The organism is bacterium (assembly GCA_008933615.1).
Classification (GTDB): Bacteria; CLD3; CLD3; order SB21; family SB21; genus SB21.
Map to the genome: position 1 here is coordinate 159145 of WBUR01000001.1, position 24669 is coordinate 183813.

29 protein-coding genes are annotated in these 24669 nt (G+C 44.2%); 7 read left to right on the forward strand and 22 right to left on the reverse strand.

The window, feature by feature from the left end; translation table 11 throughout:
* Positions 1-95: 95 nt before the first annotated feature.
* The 4 genes from F9K33_00625 (at position 96) to F9K33_00640 (ending at position 4292) form a co-directional block, all read left to right on the forward strand.
* Entirely contained in the window at positions 96-1838 is a 1743-nt protein-coding gene (locus F9K33_00625) for a DUF1957 domain-containing protein (protein KAB2881591.1), read from the forward strand.
* Positions 1839-1950: 112 nt separating this feature from the next.
* Positions 1951-2433 (forward strand): hypothetical protein, encoded by a 483-nt coding sequence (locus F9K33_00630; protein ID KAB2881592.1) that lies wholly within the window; start codon positions 1951-1953, stop codon positions 2431-2433.
* 115 nt (positions 2434-2548) lie between these two features.
* Positions 2549-3721 carry an acyl-CoA dehydrogenase gene (locus tag F9K33_00635; GenBank protein KAB2881593.1) on the forward strand — a complete coding sequence of 391 codons (1173 nt, stop codon included), beginning with the start codon at positions 2549-2551 and terminating at the stop codon, positions 3719-3721.
* Positions 3722-3866: 145 nt separating this feature from the next.
* On the forward strand, positions 3867-4292 hold the full coding sequence (locus tag F9K33_00640; protein KAB2881594.1) for a hypothetical protein: 426 nt from the start codon (positions 3867-3869) through the stop codon (positions 4290-4292).
* A 129-nt stretch (positions 4293-4421) separates the two neighbouring features.
* Here F9K33_00640 and panB read toward each other — a convergent pair whose 3' ends face one another.
* From panB to F9K33_00695, 11 genes are all read right to left on the reverse strand, one after another.
* A complete protein-coding gene (gene panB / locus F9K33_00645; protein KAB2881595.1) occupies positions 4422-5237 on the reverse strand; it encodes a 3-methyl-2-oxobutanoate hydroxymethyltransferase in 816 nt (271 codons plus the stop codon).
* A 69-nt stretch (positions 5238-5306) separates the two neighbouring features.
* Complete coding sequence (mnmA, locus tag F9K33_00650) at positions 5307-6446, reverse strand: tRNA 2-thiouridine(34) synthase MnmA (GenBank protein KAB2881596.1); 1140 nt, start codon at positions 6444-6446, stop codon at positions 5307-5309.
* Between the two features lie 211 nt (positions 6447-6657).
* Positions 6658-7314 (reverse strand): hypothetical protein, encoded by a 657-nt coding sequence (locus F9K33_00655; GenBank protein KAB2881597.1) that lies wholly within the window; start codon positions 7312-7314, stop codon positions 6658-6660.
* A 21-nt stretch (positions 7315-7335) separates the two neighbouring features.
* On the reverse strand, positions 7336-7854 hold the full coding sequence (locus F9K33_00660) for an ATP-binding protein (GenBank protein KAB2881598.1): 519 nt from the start codon (positions 7852-7854) through the stop codon (positions 7336-7338).
* A complete protein-coding gene (locus F9K33_00665; protein KAB2881599.1) occupies positions 7790-8425 on the reverse strand; it encodes a uracil phosphoribosyltransferase in 636 nt (211 codons plus the stop codon). The genes F9K33_00660 and F9K33_00665 overlap by 65 nt, the downstream gene beginning before the upstream one ends.
* Before the next feature lie 2 nt (positions 8426-8427).
* Positions 8428-9405: a 7,8-didemethyl-8-hydroxy-5-deazariboflavin synthase subunit CofG gene (gene cofG / locus F9K33_00670; protein ID KAB2881600.1), complete on the reverse strand. Its 978-nt coding sequence runs from the start codon at positions 9403-9405 to the stop codon at positions 8428-8430.
* 21 nt (positions 9406-9426) lie between these two features.
* Entirely contained in the window at positions 9427-10650 is a 1224-nt protein-coding gene (locus F9K33_00675; protein ID KAB2881601.1) for a hybrid sensor histidine kinase/response regulator, read from the reverse strand.
* 61 nt (positions 10651-10711) lie between these two features.
* Positions 10712-11368, reverse strand: coding sequence for a DUF1542 domain-containing protein (locus F9K33_00680; protein ID KAB2881602.1), 657 nt, complete (start codon positions 11366-11368; stop codon positions 10712-10714).
* A complete protein-coding gene (locus F9K33_00685) occupies positions 11361-12302 on the reverse strand; it encodes a histone deacetylase (GenBank protein KAB2881603.1) in 942 nt (313 codons plus the stop codon). The genes F9K33_00680 and F9K33_00685 overlap by 8 nt, the downstream gene beginning before the upstream one ends.
* A 14-nt stretch (positions 12303-12316) precedes the next feature.
* Positions 12317-12661, reverse strand: a complete 345-nt coding sequence (locus tag F9K33_00690) for an STAS domain-containing protein (GenBank protein ID KAB2881604.1) — start codon at positions 12659-12661, stop codon at positions 12317-12319.
* Positions 12662-12709: 48 nt separating this feature from the next.
* The gene (locus F9K33_00695) at positions 12710-13396 is read right to left on the reverse strand and encodes a hypothetical protein (GenBank protein ID KAB2881605.1); all 687 of its coding nucleotides are present in this window, start codon (positions 13394-13396) and stop codon (positions 12710-12712) included.
* Between the two features lie 147 nt (positions 13397-13543).
* On the opposite strand from F9K33_00695, the gene gatC reads away from it, so the two are divergent.
* The 3 genes from gatC to nadB all read left to right on the forward strand — a co-directional run bounded on the left by gatC (position 13544) and on the right by nadB (position 17214).
* A complete protein-coding gene (gene gatC / locus F9K33_00700) occupies positions 13544-13834 on the forward strand; it encodes an Asp-tRNA(Asn)/Glu-tRNA(Gln) amidotransferase subunit GatC (GenBank protein KAB2881606.1) in 291 nt (96 codons plus the stop codon).
* Between the two features lie 67 nt (positions 13835-13901).
* A complete protein-coding gene (locus F9K33_00705; protein KAB2881607.1) occupies positions 13902-15596 on the forward strand; it encodes a CTP synthase in 1695 nt (564 codons plus the stop codon).
* Positions 15597-15615: 19 nt separating this feature from the next.
* On the forward strand, positions 15616-17214 hold the full coding sequence (nadB, locus tag F9K33_00710) for an L-aspartate oxidase (protein KAB2881608.1): 1599 nt from the start codon (positions 15616-15618) through the stop codon (positions 17212-17214).
* A gap of 51 nt (positions 17215-17265) precedes the next feature.
* Here the strand turns inward: nadB and nrfA are convergent, their stop codons facing one another.
* From nrfA to infA, 11 genes are all read right to left on the reverse strand, one after another.
* Positions 17266-18753, reverse strand: a complete 1488-nt coding sequence (gene nrfA / locus F9K33_00715; protein ID KAB2881609.1) for an ammonia-forming cytochrome c nitrite reductase — start codon at positions 18751-18753, stop codon at positions 17266-17268.
* A gap of 45 nt (positions 18754-18798) precedes the next feature.
* Positions 18799-19389 carry a cytochrome c nitrite reductase small subunit gene (gene nrfH / locus F9K33_00720; protein KAB2881610.1) on the reverse strand — a complete coding sequence of 197 codons (591 nt, stop codon included), beginning with the start codon at positions 19387-19389 and terminating at the stop codon, positions 18799-18801.
* A gap of 54 nt (positions 19390-19443) precedes the next feature.
* Entirely contained in the window at positions 19444-20595 is a 1152-nt protein-coding gene (locus F9K33_00725; GenBank protein KAB2881611.1) for a family 10 glycosylhydrolase, read from the reverse strand.
* Positions 20596-20695: 100 nt separating this feature from the next.
* Positions 20696-20965, reverse strand: a complete 270-nt coding sequence (locus F9K33_00730) for a hypothetical protein (protein ID KAB2881612.1) — start codon at positions 20963-20965, stop codon at positions 20696-20698.
* 25 nt (positions 20966-20990) lie between these two features.
* Positions 20991-21557 carry a 50S ribosomal protein L17 gene (rplQ, locus tag F9K33_00735; GenBank protein KAB2881613.1) on the reverse strand — a complete coding sequence of 189 codons (567 nt, stop codon included), beginning with the start codon at positions 21555-21557 and terminating at the stop codon, positions 20991-20993.
* A gap of 34 nt (positions 21558-21591) precedes the next feature.
* A complete protein-coding gene (locus tag F9K33_00740) occupies positions 21592-22584 on the reverse strand; it encodes a DNA-directed RNA polymerase subunit alpha (protein KAB2881614.1) in 993 nt (330 codons plus the stop codon).
* A gap of 55 nt (positions 22585-22639) precedes the next feature.
* The gene (gene rpsD / locus F9K33_00745) at positions 22640-23266 is read right to left on the reverse strand and encodes a 30S ribosomal protein S4 (protein KAB2881615.1); all 627 of its coding nucleotides are present in this window, start codon (positions 23264-23266) and stop codon (positions 22640-22642) included.
* A 37-nt stretch (positions 23267-23303) separates the two neighbouring features.
* Positions 23304-23711, reverse strand: coding sequence for a 30S ribosomal protein S11 (gene rpsK, locus F9K33_00750; protein KAB2881616.1), 408 nt, complete (start codon positions 23709-23711; stop codon positions 23304-23306).
* Between the two features lie 39 nt (positions 23712-23750).
* On the reverse strand, positions 23751-24134 hold the full coding sequence (gene rpsM / locus F9K33_00755) for a 30S ribosomal protein S13 (GenBank protein KAB2881617.1): 384 nt from the start codon (positions 24132-24134) through the stop codon (positions 23751-23753).
* 32 nt (positions 24135-24166) lie between these two features.
* Complete coding sequence (gene rpmJ, locus F9K33_00760) at positions 24167-24280, reverse strand: 50S ribosomal protein L36 (GenBank protein KAB2881618.1); 114 nt, start codon at positions 24278-24280, stop codon at positions 24167-24169.
* A gap of 22 nt (positions 24281-24302) precedes the next feature.
* Positions 24303-24521 (reverse strand): translation initiation factor IF-1, encoded by a 219-nt coding sequence (gene infA, locus F9K33_00765; GenBank protein KAB2881619.1) that lies wholly within the window; start codon positions 24519-24521, stop codon positions 24303-24305.
* Positions 24522-24669: the final 148 nt, after the last annotated feature.

Sequence of the window (24669 nt, forward strand, 5' to 3'; positions counted from 1 at the left end):
ATATTGCAGAACCCCTGCCGGTATTTAAATGCCTTGATTCACTTTGTAAACTTGCCTATATTTTTTTGTCATTTTGATCACCCCTTGAGGCATTCATGAAAAAATCTTCCGTCGGCAATTTCGTACTCGTACTGCACAGCCATTTACCTTATGTCATGAACCATGGCAAATGGCCCCACGGTATGGAATGGCTTTTTGAGGCGGCGTCCGAGACGTATATACCTCTGCTTAATATTCTAAATGAACTGCTGGCTGAAGGAAAACGGCCCAAACTGACGATCAGCATCACCCCGGTCTTGGCAGAACAGTTATCGCACCCCCATTTTATCAGCGAATTTTTACAGTATCTCGACGATGAAATCGAACGTGCCCATGAAGACATGGCAACATTTCATTCAGATGAAAAAGAAAGGCCGTTCCTACCGATCGCTTTTTTTTGGCTGGAATTTTATAAAAGCATAAAACATGATTTTACTGTAAAGTATCATACCGATATTATCGGTGCATTCCGTAAATTACAGGACGCGGGTTGTTTAGATATTATTACCTGCGGCGCCACGCACGGCTATTTTCCTTTGCTTGGCCTGGACTCCAGCATTCAGGCGCAAGTGAAAATGGCCATACTGACGCATGAAAAACATTTTGGTAAAAAACCCCGAGGCATCTGGTTACCGGAATGCGCATACCGCCCGCGTTATTTCTGGAAACCGATGGTCGCCTCCACGCTCGGCGATGTGCCATACTCACGCAAAGGCGTTGAGGAAATTTTGGAAGAAAACGATTTGCACTATTTTATCGTTGATTCTTCGCTGGTGGAAGGCGGCAAAGCGCTCGGTATTTACTTGGGTCGTTTTGAGAATTTACGCAAACTTGTAGAGCAATTCGATAAGAGCGAACAATTTAAGTCCGTTCCGGACGGTTCGCATTCGGTTTACGAAGTATATCGTACCAAATCATCTCCTCAATCCGGTTCCGAATCCGTTGCTATATTTGCGCGCGATGTCGAGACTTCCATGCAGGTTTGGAGCAGTGAACAAGGTTATCCTGGAGGAGAATGGTATCTTGATTTTCATAAAAAGCACCACCAAAGCGGCCATCGGTATTGGCGGGTCACCAGCCTGCAGGCTGATCTCGGACTCAAAACGGCTTATCAACCTGAAAAAATTGAAGCGGCGCTAAATGAAGACGCGGATCATTTTGTAACGTCGATCCGATCGGCCCTGCAAAAATTTAAAGATACTCACGGTTATGAAGGAACTCTCACGGCGCCGTTTGACTCGGAACTTTTCGGACACTGGTGGTTTGAAGGACCGGCATTTCTAAAAAAAGTTTTTGAAAGACTCAGCGATAATGAAGATGTTAACGTGATGCATTGTGCGCAGTCCGTCAGTGAACATCCTCCGGAAAAAATTATATCTATGCCGGAAGGCTCGTGGGGTGCCGGCGGCAATCATTACGTTTGGATGAATAACGAAGTAGCCTGGATATGGCCTTACATTTATGACGCTGAACTCGATATGCGCGCTTCCGTGAAACAGTGGAATCACTCAGCCGACTCCGAGTGGACAGCGATTCTGAAGCAAATGGCTCGTGAATTATTATTGCTGCAATCCTCCGATTGGCCATTTTTGATCAGCACGCAATCCGCCACTGATTATTCGACGGAACGGTTTTTGGCGCATCACGACTGCTTCGAACGTCTTTCAGCTCTCTCGATGAAAAGGGCAGAAGGAAATTCTTTGGCCGAGGAGGAGAAAAACTGGCTTGCTACGATTCAGTCTGAGGATTATCTGTTTGATGAAGAATTGATAGATGTAAGTTGGTTTCTGAATGATTGATTTGATGCAAGTGAAGGCCGCTTACACTTTTAACATTAATTCAAATTTCTTGAATTTTCGACGGATATAAATTATTTTAGTATATTATCAACTAAATATAGAGGAGATATGTATGAAACGTTTTACCGCTGTGACTTTGATTGCTCTTATGAGTTTAATCGTTATTTCATCAAGCTCATTTGCGCAGATTGGGTTAAAATTTGGCCCTCGCGTAGGAACTGAAACCAAAAACGGAGATCTTTTTGCCGGCGCTCAGGTCGAAGCAAGTATTCTAATGATCACATTAGTTCCAAATGTCGAATATGTTTTTGTAAAAGATGCGAAGCAATATAATATCAATCTGGACGGACAATACACTGTTTTCGGCGTCGGTGTTGCAAAACTTTTTGCGGGTGCCGGATATACTATGAGCATTGTTGACCTTGACAAAGTCGGAATAGTTGATCCGAAATCAAAAACTAATAATGGTTTTAACATTCAATTCGGCGGGAAAGCGGGTCTCGGCGGCTTTCAGGTATTTGCGCTTGCAAAATATATGCGCATAAATAAAGTAAACAATAACGCGCTCGTCGCCGGTATGAATTTCGGTTTTTGATGATTATTTGAATCCATCTTAGTAATCAAACGAGATCAATGTCATTGGTCTCGTTTTTATTTATTTATTGAAATTATCTCTGGGGTAGAATTCTTTTTCCAATAAAGGAGACATCATGGCATCCAAGTTTAAAGGCGTAGATTATATCGAGATAGATTCGTTATTATCCGACGAAGAAAAAATGACGCGCGATACCGTGCGGGAATTTGTAGATTCAAAGATTCTGCCCGTGATCGAGGAACATAATCGTAATTGTACATTCCCGATGGATTTGGTCGGACAGATGGCGGAGCTCGGCGTCTTCGGCGCCAACTTGCCCGAACAATACGGCTGCGCAGGTATGAATAATGTTGCGTATGGTCTCATCATGCAGGAATTGGAGCGCGGCGACAGCGGCGTTCGCAGTTTCGCGTCCGTACAAGGCGCTTTGGTGATGTATCCCATCTTTGCTTACGGAACGGAGAAACAAAAACAATATTGGCTGCCGCAGCTGGCGGCCGGCGAAAAAATTGGTTGTTTTGGTTTAACGGAACCTGACAACGGCTCCGATCCCGGCGGTATGAAAACACGCGCCGTCAAAGACGGTAAAAACTACATACTCAACGGCGCTAAAATGTGGATCACCAACGGCACCATTGCCGACGTGTCGGTTGTGTGGGCTAAGTTGGATGGTGAAATTCGCGGATTTCTAGTAGAAAAGGGCACGCCGGGTTTTTCAGCGCCTGAGATGAAAGGAAAATTTTCATTACGCGCATCCGTTACGAGCGAACTCGTGATGCAGGACGTCCGAATTCCTGAAGAAAATATTTTACCAAATGCATCCGGCATCAAAGCGCCACTGGGCTGCCTGACGCAGGCACGTTACGGTATCGCCTGGGGAGCGCTGGGAGCCGCTATGGCGTGTTATGACGCGTCTCTCAATTATTCGCTAAATCGTATCCAGTTTGACAAGCCCATTGCCGGTTTTCAATTGATACAGGAAAAGTTAGCGTACATGATCACCGAAATAACAAAGGGACAATTATTGGTTCTCCAGTTAGGACGCCTCAAAGACAAAGGAACCATGAAGTTCAAGCAGGTTTCCATGTCCAAACGAAACAACGTTTACATAGCGCTTGAAATCGCACGAATGGCTCGCGACATTCATGGGGCGAATGGCATTCTGGATGAGTACCCTGTGATTCGCCACATGATGAATCTTGAATCGGTCAAGACGTATGAAGGCACGCATGATATCCACACCCTGATCATCGGAGAAAGCGTTACAGGAATTCCCGCCTACAAATAAGCAACTTTTGAAGATGTAGAGACGTAGTATGATGGCCGCACGAAAGCACTAAAAAGGTGGAGGTTGTTCCCTAACAGAAAATTGAAATAAAAATATTTTACATCTTTCGTGCTTTCTTGTATCAATAAACACTCTGCGGTTTTCTATGAAAATGTGCCCCACCTGTACTACGAACAATGTCGACGATGCCGCGAAATGCGAGCGCTGCGGCTACGTATTCCCCGTCCCGAAACGCACCTACAATTATCCCAAAGATATTATCACACATTCAGAAGATCATTCGCCATCGATGCGCGCAAAGGCAGCCATGATCCTTGGCGTTACCGGAATGATAAGCGTATTTTTTGTTGTTTTTTGCGCGCCAATCCCGGGTATCATTGCTATCTTGCTGGGTAACCGTGAATTGAAAGCATTGAAGAAGGCGCCTTATTCATCCAAAGGCGAAACGTATGCCAATATCGGCGTGTGGGGCGGATGGATTTCGACTACAATAGGATTATTAATGATCGGACTGGGTACAACGGTGACTTTTTGGTTTTATAATTGGTTCAAAGAAACTTTTATATATTAGAAATTATCCGGACAGCTCACCTACATTAATTTCTTCCAGCCGATGGGGCTAATTACTCGGTTAAAACATTTCTGGGCGAATCTGCGAAATCTGCGGGATTACCATAACAGCTGCAAAAAATGCTAGAATCTAATACGATTCGTTCTTACCTGGAAATGATCCGCTCTTAACGTCCGCGTGATAATTTCTGAACGCCTTACGCATGGCCTTTGCCAATTCCGCATAACGCCTTACAAAACGCGGATGAAATTTTTCATACAACCCCAGCATATCGTGCGTCACCAATATCTGCCCGTCGCAATGACCGCCCGCGCCGATGCCGATCGTCGGTATCGAGACCGCTTTTGAAATTTTCATGGATAAAGCAGCAGGAATCTTTTCAAGTACGAGCGCAAATATGCCGGCTTTCTCCAGCGCTATTGCGTCTTTCAGAATCTTATCTGCCTCCGCTTTACTTGTTCCGCGCGTCCGATAAGTGCCGAATTTATGGATGGACTGAGGCATGAGGCCTAAGTGGCCCATAACGGGAATTCCAATTTCAACAAGCCGCTTGATCGTTGGCAGGAATTCAATACCGCCTTCCAATTTGATAGCTTCCGCATGGCTCTCTTTCATGAATCGGCCGGCATTACGAATAGCTTCTTCGACGCTGACATGATAACTCATGAATGGCATATCCGCTACCACTAACGCGCGTTTAACAGATTTTGTAACCACTCTGACGTGATACAACATCTCCTCCATGGTCATAGGAAGCGTGGTCTCATTACCTGCAAAAACGGTACTGGCTGAATCTCCGACCAGAATAATATCAATCGACGATTCATCCAATAAACTTGCTATAATATGGTCGTAGGCTGTTAAAGCGGAAATTTTTTCACCGGCTCGTTTCATTTTTCGCAGCTGTTCCGTAGTAATTTTTGTTGTTTCAGAATGGGTTGACATGTAGATCCTTAAAAATTAAAAGCGAAGTTTATCTTCGCTTTTGTATACATAAGAAAGTTTTATTTCTTTTTATAGAGCGGCCATTTCAGGTTTGTGCTTCATTATTTTATCAATGATACCGCCGCCGATCACTTCATCGTCATTGTAAAAAACAACCGATTGACCCGGCGTTATTGCATGCTGCGGAAGATCAAATACTACCTGAGTTTCTCCAGTTTCATTTTCAGATAAAATTCCCGGGTGCCCTTGGTCATTATAACGGATCTTTGCGGTAACGGGTATTTCGCCGTCTATTCTATCGTGGCGTATCAAATTTACATCTTTCGCCGTCAACCCCTCTGCCAGCAGATCGTCTTTTGCGCCAACATATATGATATTGTCTTTCGAACTGATCTCAGTCACGTAGACGGGTGCATTCATTGCAACTCCGACCCCGCGGCGCTGTCCGATTGTATAAAATGGATATCCGTCATGTTCTCCCACAACCTGCCCCTGCTGCGTCATAATCTTCCCGTGAGCTAATTTATCCTCAAGCCCATTTATTTTTTCTTTTAAAAAACGGTTATAATTATTATCCGTAATGAAACAAATTTCCTGGCTCTCTTTTTTCTGTGCGGTACGCAATCCCGTTCTGACTGCATAATCCCGAACTTCATCTTTGGTCATTTCGCCAATGGGAAAAAGAGTCATGGCCAGCGCTTTTTGACGAATGCCCCACAGCGCATACGATTGGTCTTTTTTCAAATTATAACTTTTACGAAGAGTATATTGACCCGTGGCTTCGTCGATTACGGATCGCGCATAGTGGCCGGTTGCAACATAATCAGCGCCGAGATGTTTTGCCTTCGTCAAAAACGTTCCCCATTTAATATGCTTATTACACATTACGCACGGGTTCGGTGTACGGCCTTCGAGGTATTCATTAACAAAATTATCGATAACTGATTTACCGAATTCGTCGCTGAGATCCCAGACGAAATGCGGGGCACCGATCTGTTCGCAAACGACGCGCGCGTCATGCACGGTGTCGATGGAACAGCAGCCGCTTTCGCGATTGACGCCGCCGATGTCGTCATAATTCCATAACTTCATGGTAACGCCGATAATATCAAAACCCTGTTCTTTCAGCAACGCTGCAGAGACTGAACTGTCCACTCCGCCGCTCATGGCGACGACGACGGTTTTTTTATTTTTAATCAATATTTCCATACATCATTCTGTAAAAATCTTTTTAGCCCATAAAAAAACCTTAATGCAACTAGAAAACTCCATTTTCACTCTGGTCTTGTTCTTGAGAGAGTGTGTTATGCTCGTAATAATTTTCTTTCACCTGGAAGTCTGTTCCTTAATTCATAAAAGATTCTTACAGAAAGACAAGACAGCACACGCTCAAAGAGCGAACTTCAGAGAATTCTTTCGATCAGAAATTCATGTGAAAACCAAGTTGAAAATTATCAAATCTTTTTCTTAGCCCTAAATGGTTCGGAAACCTAAGAAACTGATACTTAAGATCAAGCCCGTAAGCGCTTTGGCCGGGTTTTCCGAAATCGGCGCCAAATCCTAAAGATGCCGTTGGAGCAAACTGGCTTGACCTAAAATCAAATTTGGTAACGCTGTCCAATCTCGATCTGCTGATATCGCCGTCAAAATACCAGCCCTTAACCACACCTGCGGAAAACATAACAAATGGACGCAGTGTATTGGAAATACTTTCGCCAAGAATTCTTCTTTTGACGCTGAATTGTAATGGCAACATCAGGATGGTTTCTGAATTAATGGTCTCGATATAACCTGTATAAGGGTTAATAGCCTGCTGTTCGTCTTTTCCCCTGACCCAAAACATGTCAAGCGACGTACTGAAAAAAGTATATTTTGCCGGTTTTATGCTGTACATGGTACCCAACACAAATCCCGTAGAAGAGATCTGAACGTTGAAACCCCAGCCGCCATGAATTCGCTGCTCCCCCGATTCGTAATTTTGCTCATAATAGGGATCTGAATCCGGCTCAGCCTGAGCCCACATCGGCTGTACGGCACACAGCACTAATAAAACGCCAAATATAATGTATCTTTTCATTATCAACACCTTCTTAAAGGTTTATGAATGTTCTATTTTTTTTATGATTTTTACTTCCGTTCCCTGATCGCTTACCTGAAATTGAACATCGTCCATAATGGACTTTAAAATAAAAATACCGCGTCCGCTTTCCTTTAATAAATTTTCCGGGTCAAGCGGGTTCCCAATAGCCGTTGGATCAAACCCTTTTCCCTGATCCTTAATATATACGCACACCTCGTTGTTGTCAAAATAAAAACTGATGGTAACTTTCTTTTCAAAGTCAAATTTATTACCGTGCATGATCGCATTATTCGTTAGCTCCGTAATTGCAATGGCAAGATTATCTCTGTCATCGTCCGGAATTTCATGCTGCAGGGTAACCTTTTCCGTTATTTCTTCGACCTCGCTCAATTTCTCGAGTAAGCTCGGGATCACCAATTGATAATCGGGAGAACGCTGCTGATCTTTTGGTATATGGTTCACGGATAATTTCTTATTTTGTTCCATATAACCTGTCTCCCGCATCGCCCAAGCCCGGCACAATGTACCCGAGGTCATTTAGCTTTCTATCCACACTAGCTGTATAGATCATTACGTCGGGATGATCCGTTTGCATTTTTTTTATTCCTTCCGGAGCCGAAACAAGAGAAAGACATTTTAATTTTTTAGCGTTTCTTTTTTTGAGTAATGCGATAGCCGCTGAGGAACTTCCGCCGGTTGCAAGCATAGGATCCAGCATTATGACGATCGCCTCAGGCATGACCGGTGGAAATTTAGCATAATACTCGACCGGTTGCAGCGTTTTTTCATCTCGGTAAAGGCCTATATGTCCTACTTTTGCATTGGGAATAAGATCCAACGCGCCATCCAGCATACCTAAGCCCGCTCGTAACACAGGTACTAATATAACATAATCTTTCAGTACTTTGGAGGTTGTTTTTTCCAGAGGCGTTTCTACTTCAATGTCTTTGGTCTGCAGATCTTCGGTAATTTCAAATAACATCAACGCCGTGATCTCGCTCAGAAGTTTACGGAATTCGCGCGTACTTGTATTCTTGTCGCGCAAATAGGTCAACTTTTGCTGAACGAGCGGATGCGATATCACTTTAACATTTGGGAATGTTTGCATAACTAATTCCGGTATGACATATATTCTTTTTTGTTAATCCATTCGTTTATCGTGGCTTGAAGATGCTCAGAAAGCCGCATGCGTTTAAACATCGTTTCAAATATGGGAAAACGCGCTTTAAGGCCGTAACCTTTTTTAATTATCATACGTTCTATTTCAGTCAACTTCGGAAAAGCGCTCCCCCAGTCTATCCCGTCGGTTCCCTCATAGACATGGCCGATATCGTCAACGCCGTTTACATTTTCATCCAGCCATGGACAGGAAGATTGTATCGGTACGCTTACTGCAACATTGGGCATCATCTTTTTGCAATATTTGATCAGAAGCTGCAGTTCTCCGGCCGACACATCTGAAGTCTGGAAATGTCCATCCGAAAATACGCATTGAAAAACCACCGATTGAATGTGCTTATGTTTTTCATGTAATTCTTCAATGGCGCCTAATGTTGCAAAACCGTCGTCAATACTTTCACCGGCGCCTAACAAAATACCTGTTGTGACCGGAATCTGAAGCAATCCCGCATCGGAGATACATTCCATTCTTTCGTCAATACTTTTGTCCTTTTGAATGGTAGCCACAAAGTCGGTATTGATATTTTCCAAAAACAAGTTCATCGAAGCCATATACGGGGCCAGCGTTTCCAGTTGTGCATAAGTCATAGGGCCTATATCGAGTGACGGTAAGAGCCCGTTCTCCAGTATGAGATGACATACGTCGCGTACGTATTCCGTATACGATGCATAACCTTGTTTATTCAGTTGTTCGGATATTTCCGGAAGTTCTTCAAGAGCTTGCCCCGCTGTTACCGTCACCTCACAGATTCCGGATACAGAATGTTTCTGAAGTTCAGTTTCTATTTCGTCGAATGTGAGAAGCGTGCCGTCATTCCGTTTGAACGTACAATAATTGCAGTGAACTCCACACGAACGCGTTAACGGCAATAGAAGACTATGCGAATACGTCAGAACCGGTTTCTCCATCGTCACTCAGAATCTCTTTATTTATATGGAATTGACTGGAACATGTTTCAAAGGAATAATCAAATGAATTGCCGTGCCGGTATTAGTTCCCTCGCTTTCGGCCCAAACTTTCCCGTTATGTTCCTCCATCGTTCCCCGCACGATAGTCAAACCGAGCCCGCTTCCGCCCCCCATAAATTTGTGTTTACTTGTCCGGTGTTGGTCTGCATCGCCCAGCTGATAGAATTTTTCAAATATTTTTTCAAGTTCCGCTTTTGGAATTCCGATCCCGTTATCTTTACAAATTATATGCGCTGCGTCATTTTCAACCGAACCGTTAAATTCGATCAGAGCGCCATCCTGTGAATATTTCATAGCATTACTGAGCAGATTAATTACAACCTGATACATACGGTTGCTGTCCGCCTCAATGTAAATTGCAGGGATGTTATTGACCACTTTCTGCTTTCGCTCGTTAACAAAAATCTTCAGCGCATCAGCGCCTTCATTAACCAGATCTTGCAGGTTAAACGTACTGATATTGAGTTTAAGTTTATGTGAATCAATTCGCAGCACGGACAATACATCCTCGATAAGATCAATCAGACGCGTGGTGCCTTTGTACGCATTTTCCACAATTTCTTTCTGATCTTTTTGAAATTCTCCCATGGCGCCTGACATGAGCAATTCCAAATTACCGGAAATGATAGACGCGGGTGTGCGCAGTTCGTGGCTCGATATGACCATAAAACGTGTCTTAAGTTCATCCAGCCTTTTTAATTCTTTATAACTGTTTTCAAGCGCTTCATTTTTTATTTTTAATTCTTCGAGAAGACTGAAGTTTTGTTTGGTCGTTTCATAATGCTCTACGGCGCGCTTGACCGTCATGACTATCTCTTCACGGCTCCACGGCTTGGTCACATAACGGTACACGTGGCCCATGTTGATCGCATCAACCAGCGCGTTAATATCCGTGTATCCTGTCAGAAGGATACGTATGGTATACGGATATTTTTCTCGGGCTTTTTGCAGCAATTCAACGCCGGTCATTTCCGGCATACGCTGATCGCTCACGATCACGGCAAATTCCTGCCTTTCAAGCAGTTTGAGCGCTTCCTGCGCGCTGATGGCCGTGTGGACATTGTACTCACGGCGAAACGTACGTTTAAGCAGGTCAAGATTGTCAATTTCATCGTCAACGACCAGGATGTCTTGCATAGGTCTCTGTACGTCCACCGGAGCCGTTGATACTGTCGCTTCCGTCACGGTTGCTCCCTTTTACAATTATTGTTAGAAATCTGACATTTCGTACCGGGGTTTGAAATTTTTACCATTGAACCCTCCAACATAAATAAACCGTATTTAAGCTGGGATCATAAGCTATATCCATTTTATCTTTGAATTTATATAAATGCGCATCCACATAAGCGTCAACCATGCCGAGCAAATGAGAAATGGCAAAATACCATCCGTATACATTCCGATCATTCAATGCGCCGTCTAATCGTGCCGTTAAATTATTATAACGGCTTTGTAATATTTGCTTCTGCTCCGTTGTCAAGAAAGGATCGGTATTAATCTGACGGTTAATTTGTTTCCGCTGATGCTCAATGCGGTTTACTTTTTTGTTCTTACCCAGGTAAACACTTATCAGCGATACATCGGCGATCATAAAAACCGGGGCCTTCCATTTGCTGTCATTATACCATTGCCCCCACCCCGGAATCAAAAAGGATCTGCCTACTGCGCCCCAGGGCGAACGGAACAAGGTGTCAATGGCAAACGCGCGATTTTGCGACATCGCTATTCCTTTAACCGCCGACGTCGTATCGCCAAGAAGCATGATTCCTGAAGAATTTGCGTCACTTGTGCTGTCGGATTCAACTTGCGCATGTATTTCAAAGAGCAAACCGGAACTGCAAATACAAAGCGTCGCAACACTAAAACTTATTTTCAAAAAACTATTCAGGTAATGATTAATCATGCATCAAAACCCGTAAATGAGCAGAGACAGAATCGGCAAGCGCGGTCAAATGATAACCTCCTTCAAGAACCGAAACCAGCCGGCCATTGCAGTAACGTGTTGCAGAGTCTTTGACTACATGTGTCATATCGGCAAAGCCTTCGGTGCTCACATCCATCTGCGCCAACGAGTCTTCACGGTGCGCATCAAATCCGGCAGAAATCAATATCAAATCAGGCCGAAAAGAACTCAGGCAGTCCTGAAGTTCATTTTGAAAAACGTAAAAATAGTCTTTATCGCCGTATCCGGCAGGAACTGGGATATTACACGTGAATCCTTTTCCCTTACCTTTCCCGGTTTCTTCTTTCCTACCGGTGCCGGGGTACAAAGGAAATTGATGTATGCTGAAATAAAACACCGTGTCATCTTCGTAAAAAATTTCCTGAGTCCCGTTTCCGTGGTGAACATCCCAATCCAGAATAAAAACTTTTTTTAAATCATGGACTTCTTGCGCGTATCGCGCCCCTACTGCAACATTATTAAGCAAACAAAAACCCATTGCTCTGTCCGATTCTGCATGATGTCCCGGAGGGCGTACAGCGCAAAAAATGTTGCTGCACTTTCCGTTCATTACGCTATCGATACCTGCCATCACACCGCCGCATGCCGTCAACGCCGCATCGAATGAAACCGGATTTACAAAAGTGTCCGCATCCAAATACCGCGTTTCACGAGAAGCCGCTTCTTTTATTTTATCAATGTGGCCGCGTGTATGACAACGCGCCAAAGAGTTCTCTTCCGCTTTACGAGCTGATATTGGGATCAGGTTTTCAGATAATTTGTTTCTCTGTATTTCATCAAGAATCTTGCGGAGCCTTTCAGGACACTCAGGATGGCTGCCGGTTTCGTCCCGGTGCAGCAGGTAAATGGGATCCGTTACGAAACCGGTACTCACGCGAATTCGCTTTCTTAAGATTCATGAAAACTTTTTACAGCTTCATCAATTGTTCCGTAGGTCTTAAATATTTTGAGAAGCTGCGTAATGATAAGCAGACTCTCCACCTTTTCTGCCACCGACGATAGTTTAAGATCGCCGTCAGCATTCCTTATCGAGGTCATACTTGACATGAGCGCGCCTAAACCGGAACTGTTCATCCACTTTACTCCGCCCAGATCCAACACGATGCGTTTTACGCCAACCTGTACTAATTCCTTTACGCGGTCATGAATTTCTGCGGTTTCCGATCCGCCCATCAGTTTTCCTTTGATAGCAAGAACATAAACGTCTCCGTGTACTTCTTCTTTGTAGCTCATAACTCCTCACCCTTTCTCTTGGTTAAACATCATGTTTTTTAAAACTCGTTATGATAGTTTCATTTTAATTAACATCAAAAAACCCATGGTAAGAATCAGCATACCAACCATGAATACCGCCCAGATCAAAGTTTCATCCCTTTTGATCGAACTTTTGGCTTCCATGATAAATGAAGGATGCTTAAATAACTGCTCCACGTCGTATTTCCAGCGCGCTTGGCTTTGGTCAAACTCTCCGGAATTAACGCTGATCATTCGTCCGGGCAAGGTAGTAACAAAGTCAAACTGGATATCGGCCAGCAATACTTTAGCTGCGGCCTCATCGTTTCTTAGATCTGATTTTTTTACTTCCTCCATTACGAAAGCCGTAAAAAATTCCTCGTGATACTGAAATTCATCCTCCACTCTTCGAATGCCGATCGAACTGATACCGTCTGAAAAAATATTTTCATTCTTCGTCGATGCTCCCGCCGTCTTCGACCCGATAAGGTAAAAACTGCTGTCGGTCGCTTTTTCATAAACGTCATACCCGTTCTCGATCAGGAACTCCTTCTTAAATCGAATCGTCTCTTTAATATCCGGATTAAGTCCCAACTCTACTCTGCGAGCAATAGATCCGTCTTCATATACGATCGTACGAACCAGCGCCTTATAGCCGGACAATGACGTTTCATCTACCGGTTGTAAAAGAACGGAGAATAGCAGGAACATGAGAACGCTGTTCACTATGATCAATATCCTTCTTCAAAATGAGTGATTTTAATATAAACTTATTAAAACAATAAATCAATTTCAAATAACGCGTCCATAAACCTTAGAAATAATTTGACATTTTTTGGCTTTTGGCCTATATTGCCCCAATCAAAAATTGAAAGTGTGTGAATGTCCGTAACTATCAACGAAGTCAAAAAGATAGCGACGTTAGCCAATTTAGAATTCAACGAAAACGAGCTGGAGAAATATACGCATCAGTTGAATACAATTTTGGAATACGTTGATCAATTAAATAAGGTCGACACTTCCTCCGTAGAAGCAACTTGTCATCCAATTTCGTACCAAGATGTGTTTCGAGACGATGAAATCAAGGAAAGTCTTCCGATCGACAAAGTCCTTCAAAATGCGCCGGAGAAAACCTGGCAGTATTTCGTGGTACCCAAAGTTGTTGGGTCGTAAAACCAAAAGAGACACAATCTGTGTCTCTTTTTTTTTGTAAAGTGTTAAAATTTAACCCCACATATTCATGAAGAGCGTCAGAAAACCAAAAAGAAAAACAAAATATATTTTTGTAACCGGCGGTGTGATATCTTCATTGGGTAAAGGGATCGCAGCGGCCAGTTTAGGTATGCTGTTAAAAGCGCGCGGATTTACGGTCACTATTCAGAAATTTGACCCCTACATCAATGTTGATCCCGGGACCATGAGCCCTTATCAGCACGGAGAAGTTTTTGTGACCGATGACGGAGCTGAAACCGATCTGGATCTCGGACATTATGAACGTTTTATTGACGTTAACATGACCACGCGTAACAGCCACACTACCGGCAAAGTTTACAAAACGGTCATTGACCGCGAGCGCAAAGGGGATTACCTCGGCGCCACCGTTCAGGTCATTCCGCATATTACGGACGAGATCAAAAGCCGCATTTGCAGCCTTTCCGATGAGGGATATGATATTATCATTACCGAGATCGGCGGGACGGTCGGCGACATTGAAAGCCTGCCTTTTTTGGAAGCCATCCGCCAATTTTGTCTTGATGGACGTCAGCGCGATACGATCAATATTCACGTCACGCTGGTTCCTTTTATCAAAGCGGCGGATGAACTCAAAACAAAACCGACGCAACACAGTGTTATGAAATTGAGGGAAATCGGTATTCAGCCGGATATTTTGTTATGCCGTTCTGAAAAGAATTTATCGCGAGAGCTCCGGGCGAAAATCGGACTATTCTGTAATGTCAATACCGACGCGGTGATTGAAGCATCGGATGTGGCGTCTATTTACGAAGTTCCGTTGATCATGCATCAGAACGGATTGGATTCCCTCGTTCTTAAGAAACTGAATTTGCGAGGAAAAGACGTTTCAGTTGCGGCCTGGACCAATCTCGTTAATAAGGTTTACCATCCTGACAATCGTGTTCGGATCGCCATTTGCGGAAAATACACCGGGTTGCCGGACGCTTACAAAAGTATTCTTGAATCGTTTATTCATGCCGGCGTTGAGAATAACGCTAAAGTGGATGTCCATTGGATCGATTCGGTCTGGCTTGAGGACGGCGATCCTGCAAAAATTTTCGATGGAGTAGACGGCATACTTGTTCCCGGCGGGTTTGGCGAACGGGGGATAGAGGGTATGATCAAAGGCGTTCAATACGCAAGAGAACATAAAATTCCATTCTTTGGAATTTGCCTCGGCATGCAATGCGCCAGTATTGAGTTTGCCCGTAACGTCTGCAAGTTTCCCGGCGCCAATAGCAGTGAATTCTCGAAACGCACGAAGTTTGCCGTTATCGATCTTATGGAATCCCAAAAACATCTGAAAGAAATGGGCGCGACGATGCGTCTGGGCGCTTATCCGTGTGTATTGAAGAAGAATACAAAAGCCTTTGCGGCCTATCAATCCGAGTTGATCAGCGAACGCCATCGTCATCGCTATGAATTTAATAATCATTTTTTTGAGCCTTTTGAATCGAACGGTTTGATTTTTTCAGGAATGTCACCGGACGGCAAACTGGTTGAAATCATCGAGGTCAAAGATCATCCGTGGTTTGTCGGCGTGCAGTTTCATCCGGAACTCAAATCACGCGCGATTAAAGCGCATCCTTTATTTAGAGAATTCGTGAAAGCGGCATTGGCTCATCAAAGATCCAACAACGATCAATCCAACGGACATACCAAGACCGGAAAATTCCATCCTAAGAAACTGGTAGTAGCGTAGTAATTATCCTTCAGTTTTTATGGCAAGTACAACCGACTTTCTAGTTATCGGAACCGGCATTGCCGGCTATTCATCTGCATTGAAATGCGCTCGTGCCGGAACAGTCGCGATCATTACAAAAAAAAGCAACAGTGAAAGTAATACGAACTATGCCCAGGGAGGTATCGCATCGGTTATCTCGCCTAATGATTCGTTTGAAATGCATGTGCAGGATACCCTCAAAGCCGGCGCCGGATTATGTCGGCGCGATGCAGTAGAGCTTATCGTCAAAAATGGGCCCTCGGCGATAAACGAACTAACCGAGATCGGCGTACAGTTTACCAAAACGGAAGGCCGGTTGGATCTCGGCAGAGAAGGCGGCCATTCACAGCACCGTATCGTTCACGCGCAAGACCTTACCGGACGTGAGATCGAACGCGCGCTCATCGAAGCGGTAAAGTCAAATCCCAATATTCAGGTTTTTGAAAATCATATTGCGCTTGAAGTTATTACGGAACATCATCTCAGAAAAAACATTACCGAACCGGATAACGTTCATTGTTTTGGCGCGTATGCACTGGATATTCAAAATAATATTGTTAAGAAATTTTTGTCCAAGATTACGATTCTTGCATCGGGCGGGTGCGGACAGGTATATAAACATACGACCAATCCAAAAATTGCAACCGGCGACGGAATTGCCATGGCGTATCGCGCCGGCGCACGCGTCGGAAACCTGGAGTTTATGCAATTCCACCCCACGTCCCTCTATCATCCGGATGCGCAGTCCTTCCTCATCAGTGAAGCCGTTCGCGGATATGGCGCCTATCTGATCAATACGGCCGGGGAACGTTTTATGGAACGTTATTCGCCCCAAAAGGAATTGGCGCCTCGCGATATTGTCGCGCGCGCCATTGACGCTGAAATGAAGAAGCGCGGTGAAGCTTGTGTGTTTCTTGATCTGCGTCATTTAGACGCCCAAAAAACGATAGAACATTTTCCGCATATTTACAAAAATTGTCAGAAATTTAAAATTGACATTACGAAGGAGCCGGTTCCCGTAGTTCCCGCGGCTCATTACATGTGCGGCGGCGTTCAAACCAATCTGCACGGCCAAACGGACATTCATCGGTTGTACGCCTGCGGTGAGGTTGCGCTTACAGGCGTTCATGGCGCCAATCGGCTGGCGAGTAATTCTCTTTTGGAAGCGGTCGTTTTCGCAAACCAAGTATACGAGCATGCGAGCAAGGTATTGATTTCTGAAAAGCTGGAAATTCCTGATTTCCCCGAGTGGGATGAAAGCGGTACTTTTAGTTCCGAAGAATGGATATTGATCGAGCACAATCGTGAAGAGATACAACAGATCATGTGGGATTATGTGGGAATTGTCCGTTCAAATCTGCGATTGGAGCGAGCGGAACGTCGAATCCAGCTGATCAGCGATGAGATCGAGAATTTTTATAAGGGAACTAAAGTTACGGAAGCGCTGATCGAATTACGTAATCTGGCCAAATTAGCAAAACTGATCATTCGATGCGCAAAGTTACGCCGCGAGAGCCGCGGCCTTCATTATACGACCGATTATATGGAAACAAACGATGCGCAATGGTTGGCAGATACGATCATTAGAACGTTTTGAAAAGGGAAATCGCCGTATCTACCTAAACGGAGTATGTTAAGAGTTCATCGCTTACTTACTGCCTATAACGCCCATCTTATCATGCCGTTCCTTCGCCTTTTCATCCCACTGCGGTATGATTTCTTTGATGAACTTTGCTTTTTCATCGTTTAACTTTTTCAAATCAAGCCCGATATAAGCTTGTGCCTTTTCTTTGCTGGACAGGTCCGGCATTTGAACCGGCAGCTTGACATTATGCTTCAACAAAACCTCTGCCAGCAAAATACGCGCACCTTGCGCTTTTTCAATTCCGTCGCCGATCACACGCGCAGTTTCAAGCGGTGCATGAAAAGAACCGCCGTGGCTGGCCGCAGTATAATCCCAGCGCCATTGCGCCTGGCGGATAAGCTGCAATATCGGTTTCATTTCGTTTTCTGTGGCGCCGTTGTCCCATGCCGTTTTCGCCTCGATATGTACTTTCACCAGCGCTTCTTCCAAGCGTCCGCGAATATCGATCACTTTATCCTGACGGTCGTACACATTCTTTTTTAATGTCTCTTCGCTTTCACGGTGACAAACCTGGCACGCATTGGCCATATTATTTAAAGGGCTTTGTATTTTATGATCGGTAAATTTTACGCCGCCTTCACTTCGATAGGACATGTGACAATCGGCGCAGGAAATGCCGCGCTCCGCGTGAATGCCCGTTCTGAATATTTCATAATCGGGATGTTGCGCTTTCAGCATCGGTGTTTTACTTAATTGATGAACCCAGTCGACATGTTGGATTTTATCATAATACGCTTCCATATCTTCCGCACGAAAACCGTTGTCCCAAGGAAAGGTCAAATATTTTTCTTCTTTTCCTTTAAAATAATATTCCACATGACATTGTGCGCAAACAAGCGATCGCATTTCCTGATGCGTTGCCTGCGTTATGTCTTTCCCCTGCCTTGCCAGAGCTTCGATCAAAGCCGGTCGGGTTATGCGTAAATTCATGGTTTTAGGATCGTGACAGTCCTGACATCCGATGGGATTGACTATCTCTGCGCCTAAATTAAGCCACTTGTCTTTATAAAATTCTGCAGTGCCTTTTTCGTTCATCATGCGCGGCACGTCCGTGCTTTTGCACGTCCAGCAGGTAGCGGGCTGACGCGGCACGGTTCGCAGTGTATTTCGAATATCTTTCACCGCATTATAATGCCCGCGGGCCTGGTTAAAGTCCATTGAAAAAGCGTACCCGGCCCACAACACAACCAAACTCGGATATTCTTTCAACATGTCAATCGTAGCGCTCCCGCCATGTTTGCTGCGAAAAGTAGTATCCGCGGTAGCTATATACGTCTCGTATTCGCGGGGAAAATTTTCTCCCCATACTTCATTGCGCGGTTCCCATTCTGCAATCGGTTTTGCAACCTGAAACATGGTTTTTTCCTCGCTGCGCCTTTCCATAATGGAATTAGCAAAGAGCCCGATCAAAAAAACAACAACTACGGTCAGTAGAAATAAGACCCATCCGAGCCATGGTTTTTCCTGAACGATCTGAATCATATTTTTCATGTGTATCTCCTTAAGCGTACTAACGCTTCATGACTTTTTACATGTTCATTTATTTTTGTTCGTAAGAAATTGATCCATCCATTTTGGAACTACAGGGCTCAGGCGAGGTACCCGCGCATACGGAACGGAAGCAAGGCTGTTGACCCGACCATGCGGCGTTTCCCGATGGCATTGCCAACATAATTGGCCTTGTCCATGCAGATTATTATCACCCGTCACTTTTTTTGCAGATACGTTATCAACAAGCGAGCTATGGCAGCGAATACAGTTTTCCTGGACCACGGTTACACCGGCATCTTTAATGTGTATCACTTGAGGCTCCAGACGAAAAGTGAACATGGCCGAATGCCGAAGTCCGTCCTGCGCTTTAAACATATATTTTCTAAAAAAATTATCATGGGGAACATGGCAATCGTTGCATACCGCAACCCGCGCATGACTGCTGCGCTGCCATGTAGCGAACTGCGGGGCCATTACATGGCAATTCATGCACGTTTCCGGTTTATCGGAAAGATAGGACGGTGCGTTTGAAATATACACGGCAAGGCAGCCGATACCGACAAAAATTCCTAAAAGTACATTTACCGCCCATCGCCACTCATCCGGCGGCTTAAGAAATCCAAATATTTTTTTCATGTTGATAAAAATAAAGTTATCTGATATTAAAATAAATATGTTTTTGTTCAGATCCTAATATCCGGCCTCGGCCATTCTTTGATAATAAGCCCTGTCTTTTCGAACGGATTCATACGAAAAAAAGGAAATGCCTTTCAATCCGTATACTTTGCAAATGGCTACTTTTTCATTCATTGCCGCAGAATTCTGGTTATACATAGAGATGCCCATGATAATGTTTTGCGCCATTATTTTGTCGCCAACTTTGTCTTTCGCACTTTTGACACGGCTTTCAAAAAGATTGTTATCCGCCGCGTAGTTCATCGGAACTGCAAAATCTATATATCCATTCTTGATCCATGCAGGCCAGTCTTGGAACATCTCGTTTGTAGCAAGGTCCATGTCCGCCCACACCGCGGCGGACAGCGTGATATTTGCTCGAATTGAATTTACGGTGTTACGAATCCGCTTGATGAACGCGGTGAGTTCGTCTCGTCTAAACGTCGACCACAACTTTTCAAACCACTTTTTTTGTTCTGCTTGCTGGACGCCCACACGGCCATTGGAATCCGTCGTAAAGGGATCGATATTATAATTTAGGATGAATTTAGAACGCATGGTTACAGAATAATCATACTCTTTTCCTGCATACCGTATGTAATCCATATGAACGCCGTCTATTTTGTAACGATGCACTAATTCATCTACGACCCTTAAGAAATACTCCTGAAACTCGTTATTCCCCGGCGAAAGATAATACCCTTCCTTGTTTCTTTCTTTCAGCTTTTTCAATCCTTCATCGATCATGGAAGTTCCGGATTTTGAAACGGCGCTCCACTCAGGATGTTTGAACAGCAAATGCTCTTTGGAAGCAGGATTATTATCAGCAGACCATATATACATAACGTTGATCCAAACATGGATCTTGAATCGCCCATCAGACTTAAGGAGCACGAATTCGAGCGGATCAAAACTTCCGTCAAGACCTTCCGCCAGAGGAACCAACGCGCTCTTATAATACGCGTCGCCCCGGCCCCTTACCTGAACAAATAAGTCGGTAATACGCGCCGCTTCCGCGTCGTTTAACATTTTCTCAATATCTGTCTTTGACTTTAGGATATCTCTGACAACCCATAAAGCTTTTATAGATTTTGAGTTTTCTTTTTGTGCAAAGATGTTTAGCGGAAAATAGAACGCAAAAAATACGGCGAGGATGCGAAGCTTCATTATGTTTTATTATGTTATACTTTTTGTAATTAACCAAACATAAATAAAAAAGGCAACCATTTTCATGATTGCCTTATATTCTAGAATTTAGAAATGCTTTTTAAACAGTAAACGCTGTTTCTTCATACATCGCACAACGTCTTTTCTTGCCGAGTCGCACCGTGGCGAGCCGTCCGGGAGCGATGGACTTTGCGGTACATTTGTGAGTTTCCCACTGCAGGTTAGCGCAAATCAGTTTCTTATTTTCATTGAAGCACTGTATCTTAGGTAGAAGTTCATCAATCTGGTCTTCTTGAGTTTTCGTTACCTTTTCTTTTTTTGCTTTTTTTTCTTCAGTTTCTTCGGCAACTTCTTTTTTCTTACGCGGCATGTTGAGAGACCCTTACGATTAAAAATTACTTTGAAGTTTTAAGTTCTTCTTTTTTAGCTTTGATGCGTTCCGCCAATGTCATCCTACGTTTTTCTTTTGTTTCTTTATCGGAGATCGTGGCATTCTGTTTTTCGATCTGCGCGTTTTCGTATCCTACGATTTCAAGAACGGCAAGTTCGGCCGCATCGCCTTTGCGTTTACCTAAACGCATGATACGCGTATATCCGCCACCGGTATAATTTGAATTCGCCGTTTTACGTACGTCATCCATTTCCTTAAGTTTCGGTGCAATGTCATCCATTAATTCCTGAATGACGGTTTTATTTGCAATTTTTTTGTCGGCCGTTTCTTTTTTCGGTGTCAGCAGAACCCGGTAATTGCCCAAACGGCTCAACAAGACCCTACGCGCGGCCAGATCGCCTTTCTTCGCATAACTCAGCAGGCGTTCCGCAGCCGGCTGCACGGCTTTAGCTTTAGTAATCGTCGTCGTGATACGTTTATGTCTAAAGAGTTCGTTGCAAAGATTCTTGATTAACGCTTTGCGATGGCTGGCGGTTTTGCTCAGCTTAAATCCTTTTTTACCGTGTCTCATCGTTCCTCTATTATTCTGTCAAAGGTTATAAATGTTATTCGTCGCCGTTATAATATTTGGTAATGTCCATACCGAAATGCATGCCGCGTTCTTCCAGAATCTTGTTAAGTTCAGTTAATGATTTACGCCCGAAATTCCGATACTTCAGCATTTCCGACTCGTCTTTGCTGACAAGATCGCCGATCGTTTTGATTCCTGCGGCGCGAAGGCAGTTATGCGAACGTACCGACAGTTCTAATTCGTCCACGCTCATTTTCAATAACTGACGGATGCGGATAATTTCCTGGTCCTCAATCTCTCCGTTATCGCCTTCTTCTTCCACTTCAAAATTGATGAACAATTGAATGTGGTCTCTTAACAAACGCGCGCTGATCGTAAGCGCATCGTCGGGAGTAATACTTCCGTCCGTCGTGATCTCAAGGATTAATTTCTCAAAATCCGTATGTTGACCGACGCGGGTACTCTCGATGGAATAACGCACGTTACGAACCGGATTATAGATCGAATCAATCGGAATCGTTCCAATCGGCATATCGGGAAACTTATTTTCTTCAGCTGAAACCCATCCTTTGCCTCGGCCGATGCGCAACTCGATGTCAAAATTAGCTTCCTTGCCTATGGTTGCGATATGATGATCCGGATTCAATATCTCAAAATCGGCGCCGTTGGAAGCTTTCTGAATAGACGCGGCTGTAAACTCGCCGGCACCTTTAAAGTGTACGACCACCTTATCCGGCTTCTTGTTATGGAGTTTAAATCGTACGCCTTTGAGGTTTAGAATCATTTCCGAAACGTCTTCCGTAACTCCGGGAATGGTTGAAAACTCATGTAAGACGCCCTCCACTTTCATGGATGCAATCGCTGCGCCCGGTAAAGACGACAAAAGAACTCGACGGATCGAGTTCCCAATGGTTACGCCGAAACCTCTCTCCAGAGGCTGTATAATGAACCGGCCATACGTAGTCGTATAACTGGATTCATCTAACTCGATGCGCTCCGGCATCTGAAGCCCTGCCCAATTTTGCACTCTGAATCTCCTTCGTTAGAGATTGATACTTTATACAGTATAAAAATTTACTTAATTATTTGGAATACAACTCAACGATCAATTGCTCTTTCACATCGACCGGAATCTGCTCGCGTTCGGGCATCATCATCAACTTACCCTTTAAGCTGGCCTTATCTACATCGATCCACGTTAGTTGCGAGCCTTCTTTCACTCGTTTAAGTGAATTATGGATCAACGCCAGTTTCTTGCTTTGCTCACGAATGGCAATTTCGTCGCCCGGCTTCACCTGATAGGACGGAATAGTCACAAGCCGGCCATTCACTTCCACATGACGGTGCAAAACCAACTGACGCGCCTGTGACCGCGATCCTGCAAAACTTAATCGGTACAACATATTGTCAAGACGGCTCTCGAGCAACTGCAGCAGCACGACGCCCGTTACCCCTTTTTTGCTTTCTGCCCGCGTAAAATAGTTACGGAATTGCCGTTCAAGTACGCCATAGATACGTCTTACTTTTTGTTTTTCACGTAACTGCACGCTATAGTTAGACGCCTTAGAGCGTTTATCGCCATGCTCGCCGGGAGGATAATTCCGCTTTTCGATCGGGCATCTATCGGTCACGCATTTAGTGCCCTTCAAGAAAAGTTTTTCACCTTCTCTACGGCATAACTTACATACTGCATCGGTATATCTTGCCATTTACAATCTCCTGCTTTGGCTATCTCAAAAAATAAAATTATACTCTACGTTTTTTCGGCGGACGGCAACCGTTGTGTGGAATCGGAGTCAAGTCACGAATAGCGGTTATTTCAAGTCCTGCAGCCTGCAGTGAACGAATCGCCGATTCTCTCCCCGCGCCGGGCCCGCTAACACGCACCTCTACTTTTCTTAAACCCATATCAATCGCCGCTTTGGCAGCAGTTTCTGCAGCAACCTGAGCCGCGAACGGCGTGCTTTTTTTAGAACCGCGAAAACCCATTTTACCCGAAGTGCACCAGGTGATGACGTCGCCGTTGCTGTTGGTCAAAGTAACGATCGTGTTATTGAAAGTCGCCTTGATCATGGCGATGCCGGTCGACTCGACCAGTTTTTTCTTTTTGCGTGGCGCCGTTGCCGTCTGCTGCTGGGGATTTGCTTTTGCCAAATTTATTTCTCCTTACGATTCTAATTTTTTCAGTCTAAACTACTTCTTCGCTTCAACTTTCTTGAGGCCGCCGATAGTGCGGCGTTTGCCCTTACGTGTTCTCGAATTGGTCCGTGTTCTCTGTCCGCGAACCGGCAGGCCTTTACGATGCCGTAACCCGCGGTAGCACCCGATATCCATAAGGCGTTTGATATTAAGTCCGAATTCACTGCGCAAGGCGCCTTCTACTTTGATTTCGGCGTTGATGACATTTCGAATTTTATTTTCCTCGTCTTCGGTCAATTCTTTGACCTTTGTAAATTCGCTGACGCCGGCCTTTTTCAAAATATTTTTAGCGGTCGTTCTACCGATTCCGTAGATATAAGTCAACGCGATAAACGCCCTTTTTTCTTTGGGTAATTCTATGCCCGCTATACGTGCCAAAGTTCTCTCCTTAAAATACTATGGATGAATAATTATCCTTGACGTTGTTTGTGCTTCTTATTTTCGCATATGACGCGAACGACGCCTTTACGGCGAATAATCTTGCACTTGTCACAAATTTTTCTAACCGATGATCTTACTTTCATGGTATCCGACTCCTAACATCTTCTATTTAAAACGATACGTAATCCGACCTTTGGATAAATCATAAGGCGACAATTCAACCGTCACCTTGTCGCCGGGCAAAATTCGAATAAAGTGCATTCTCATTTTACCGGAAATATGTGCGTGAATCTCATGTCCATTTTCTAATTTAACTCTAAACGTGGCGTTGGGTAAGGTTTCTAAAATCGTCCCGTCTACTTTTATAAGCTCTTCCTTAGCCAATCAAAAACCCCTAAGTTATTGTAAAAACAATCGTAATCAAATGGTTGCTCAATATATCATAAATAACCAAAAAATCAAGTTTAATTTAAAATAAATCCGACATAGTCAGGATTTCAGCCCCGTTATCCGTCACTGCAATCGTATGCTC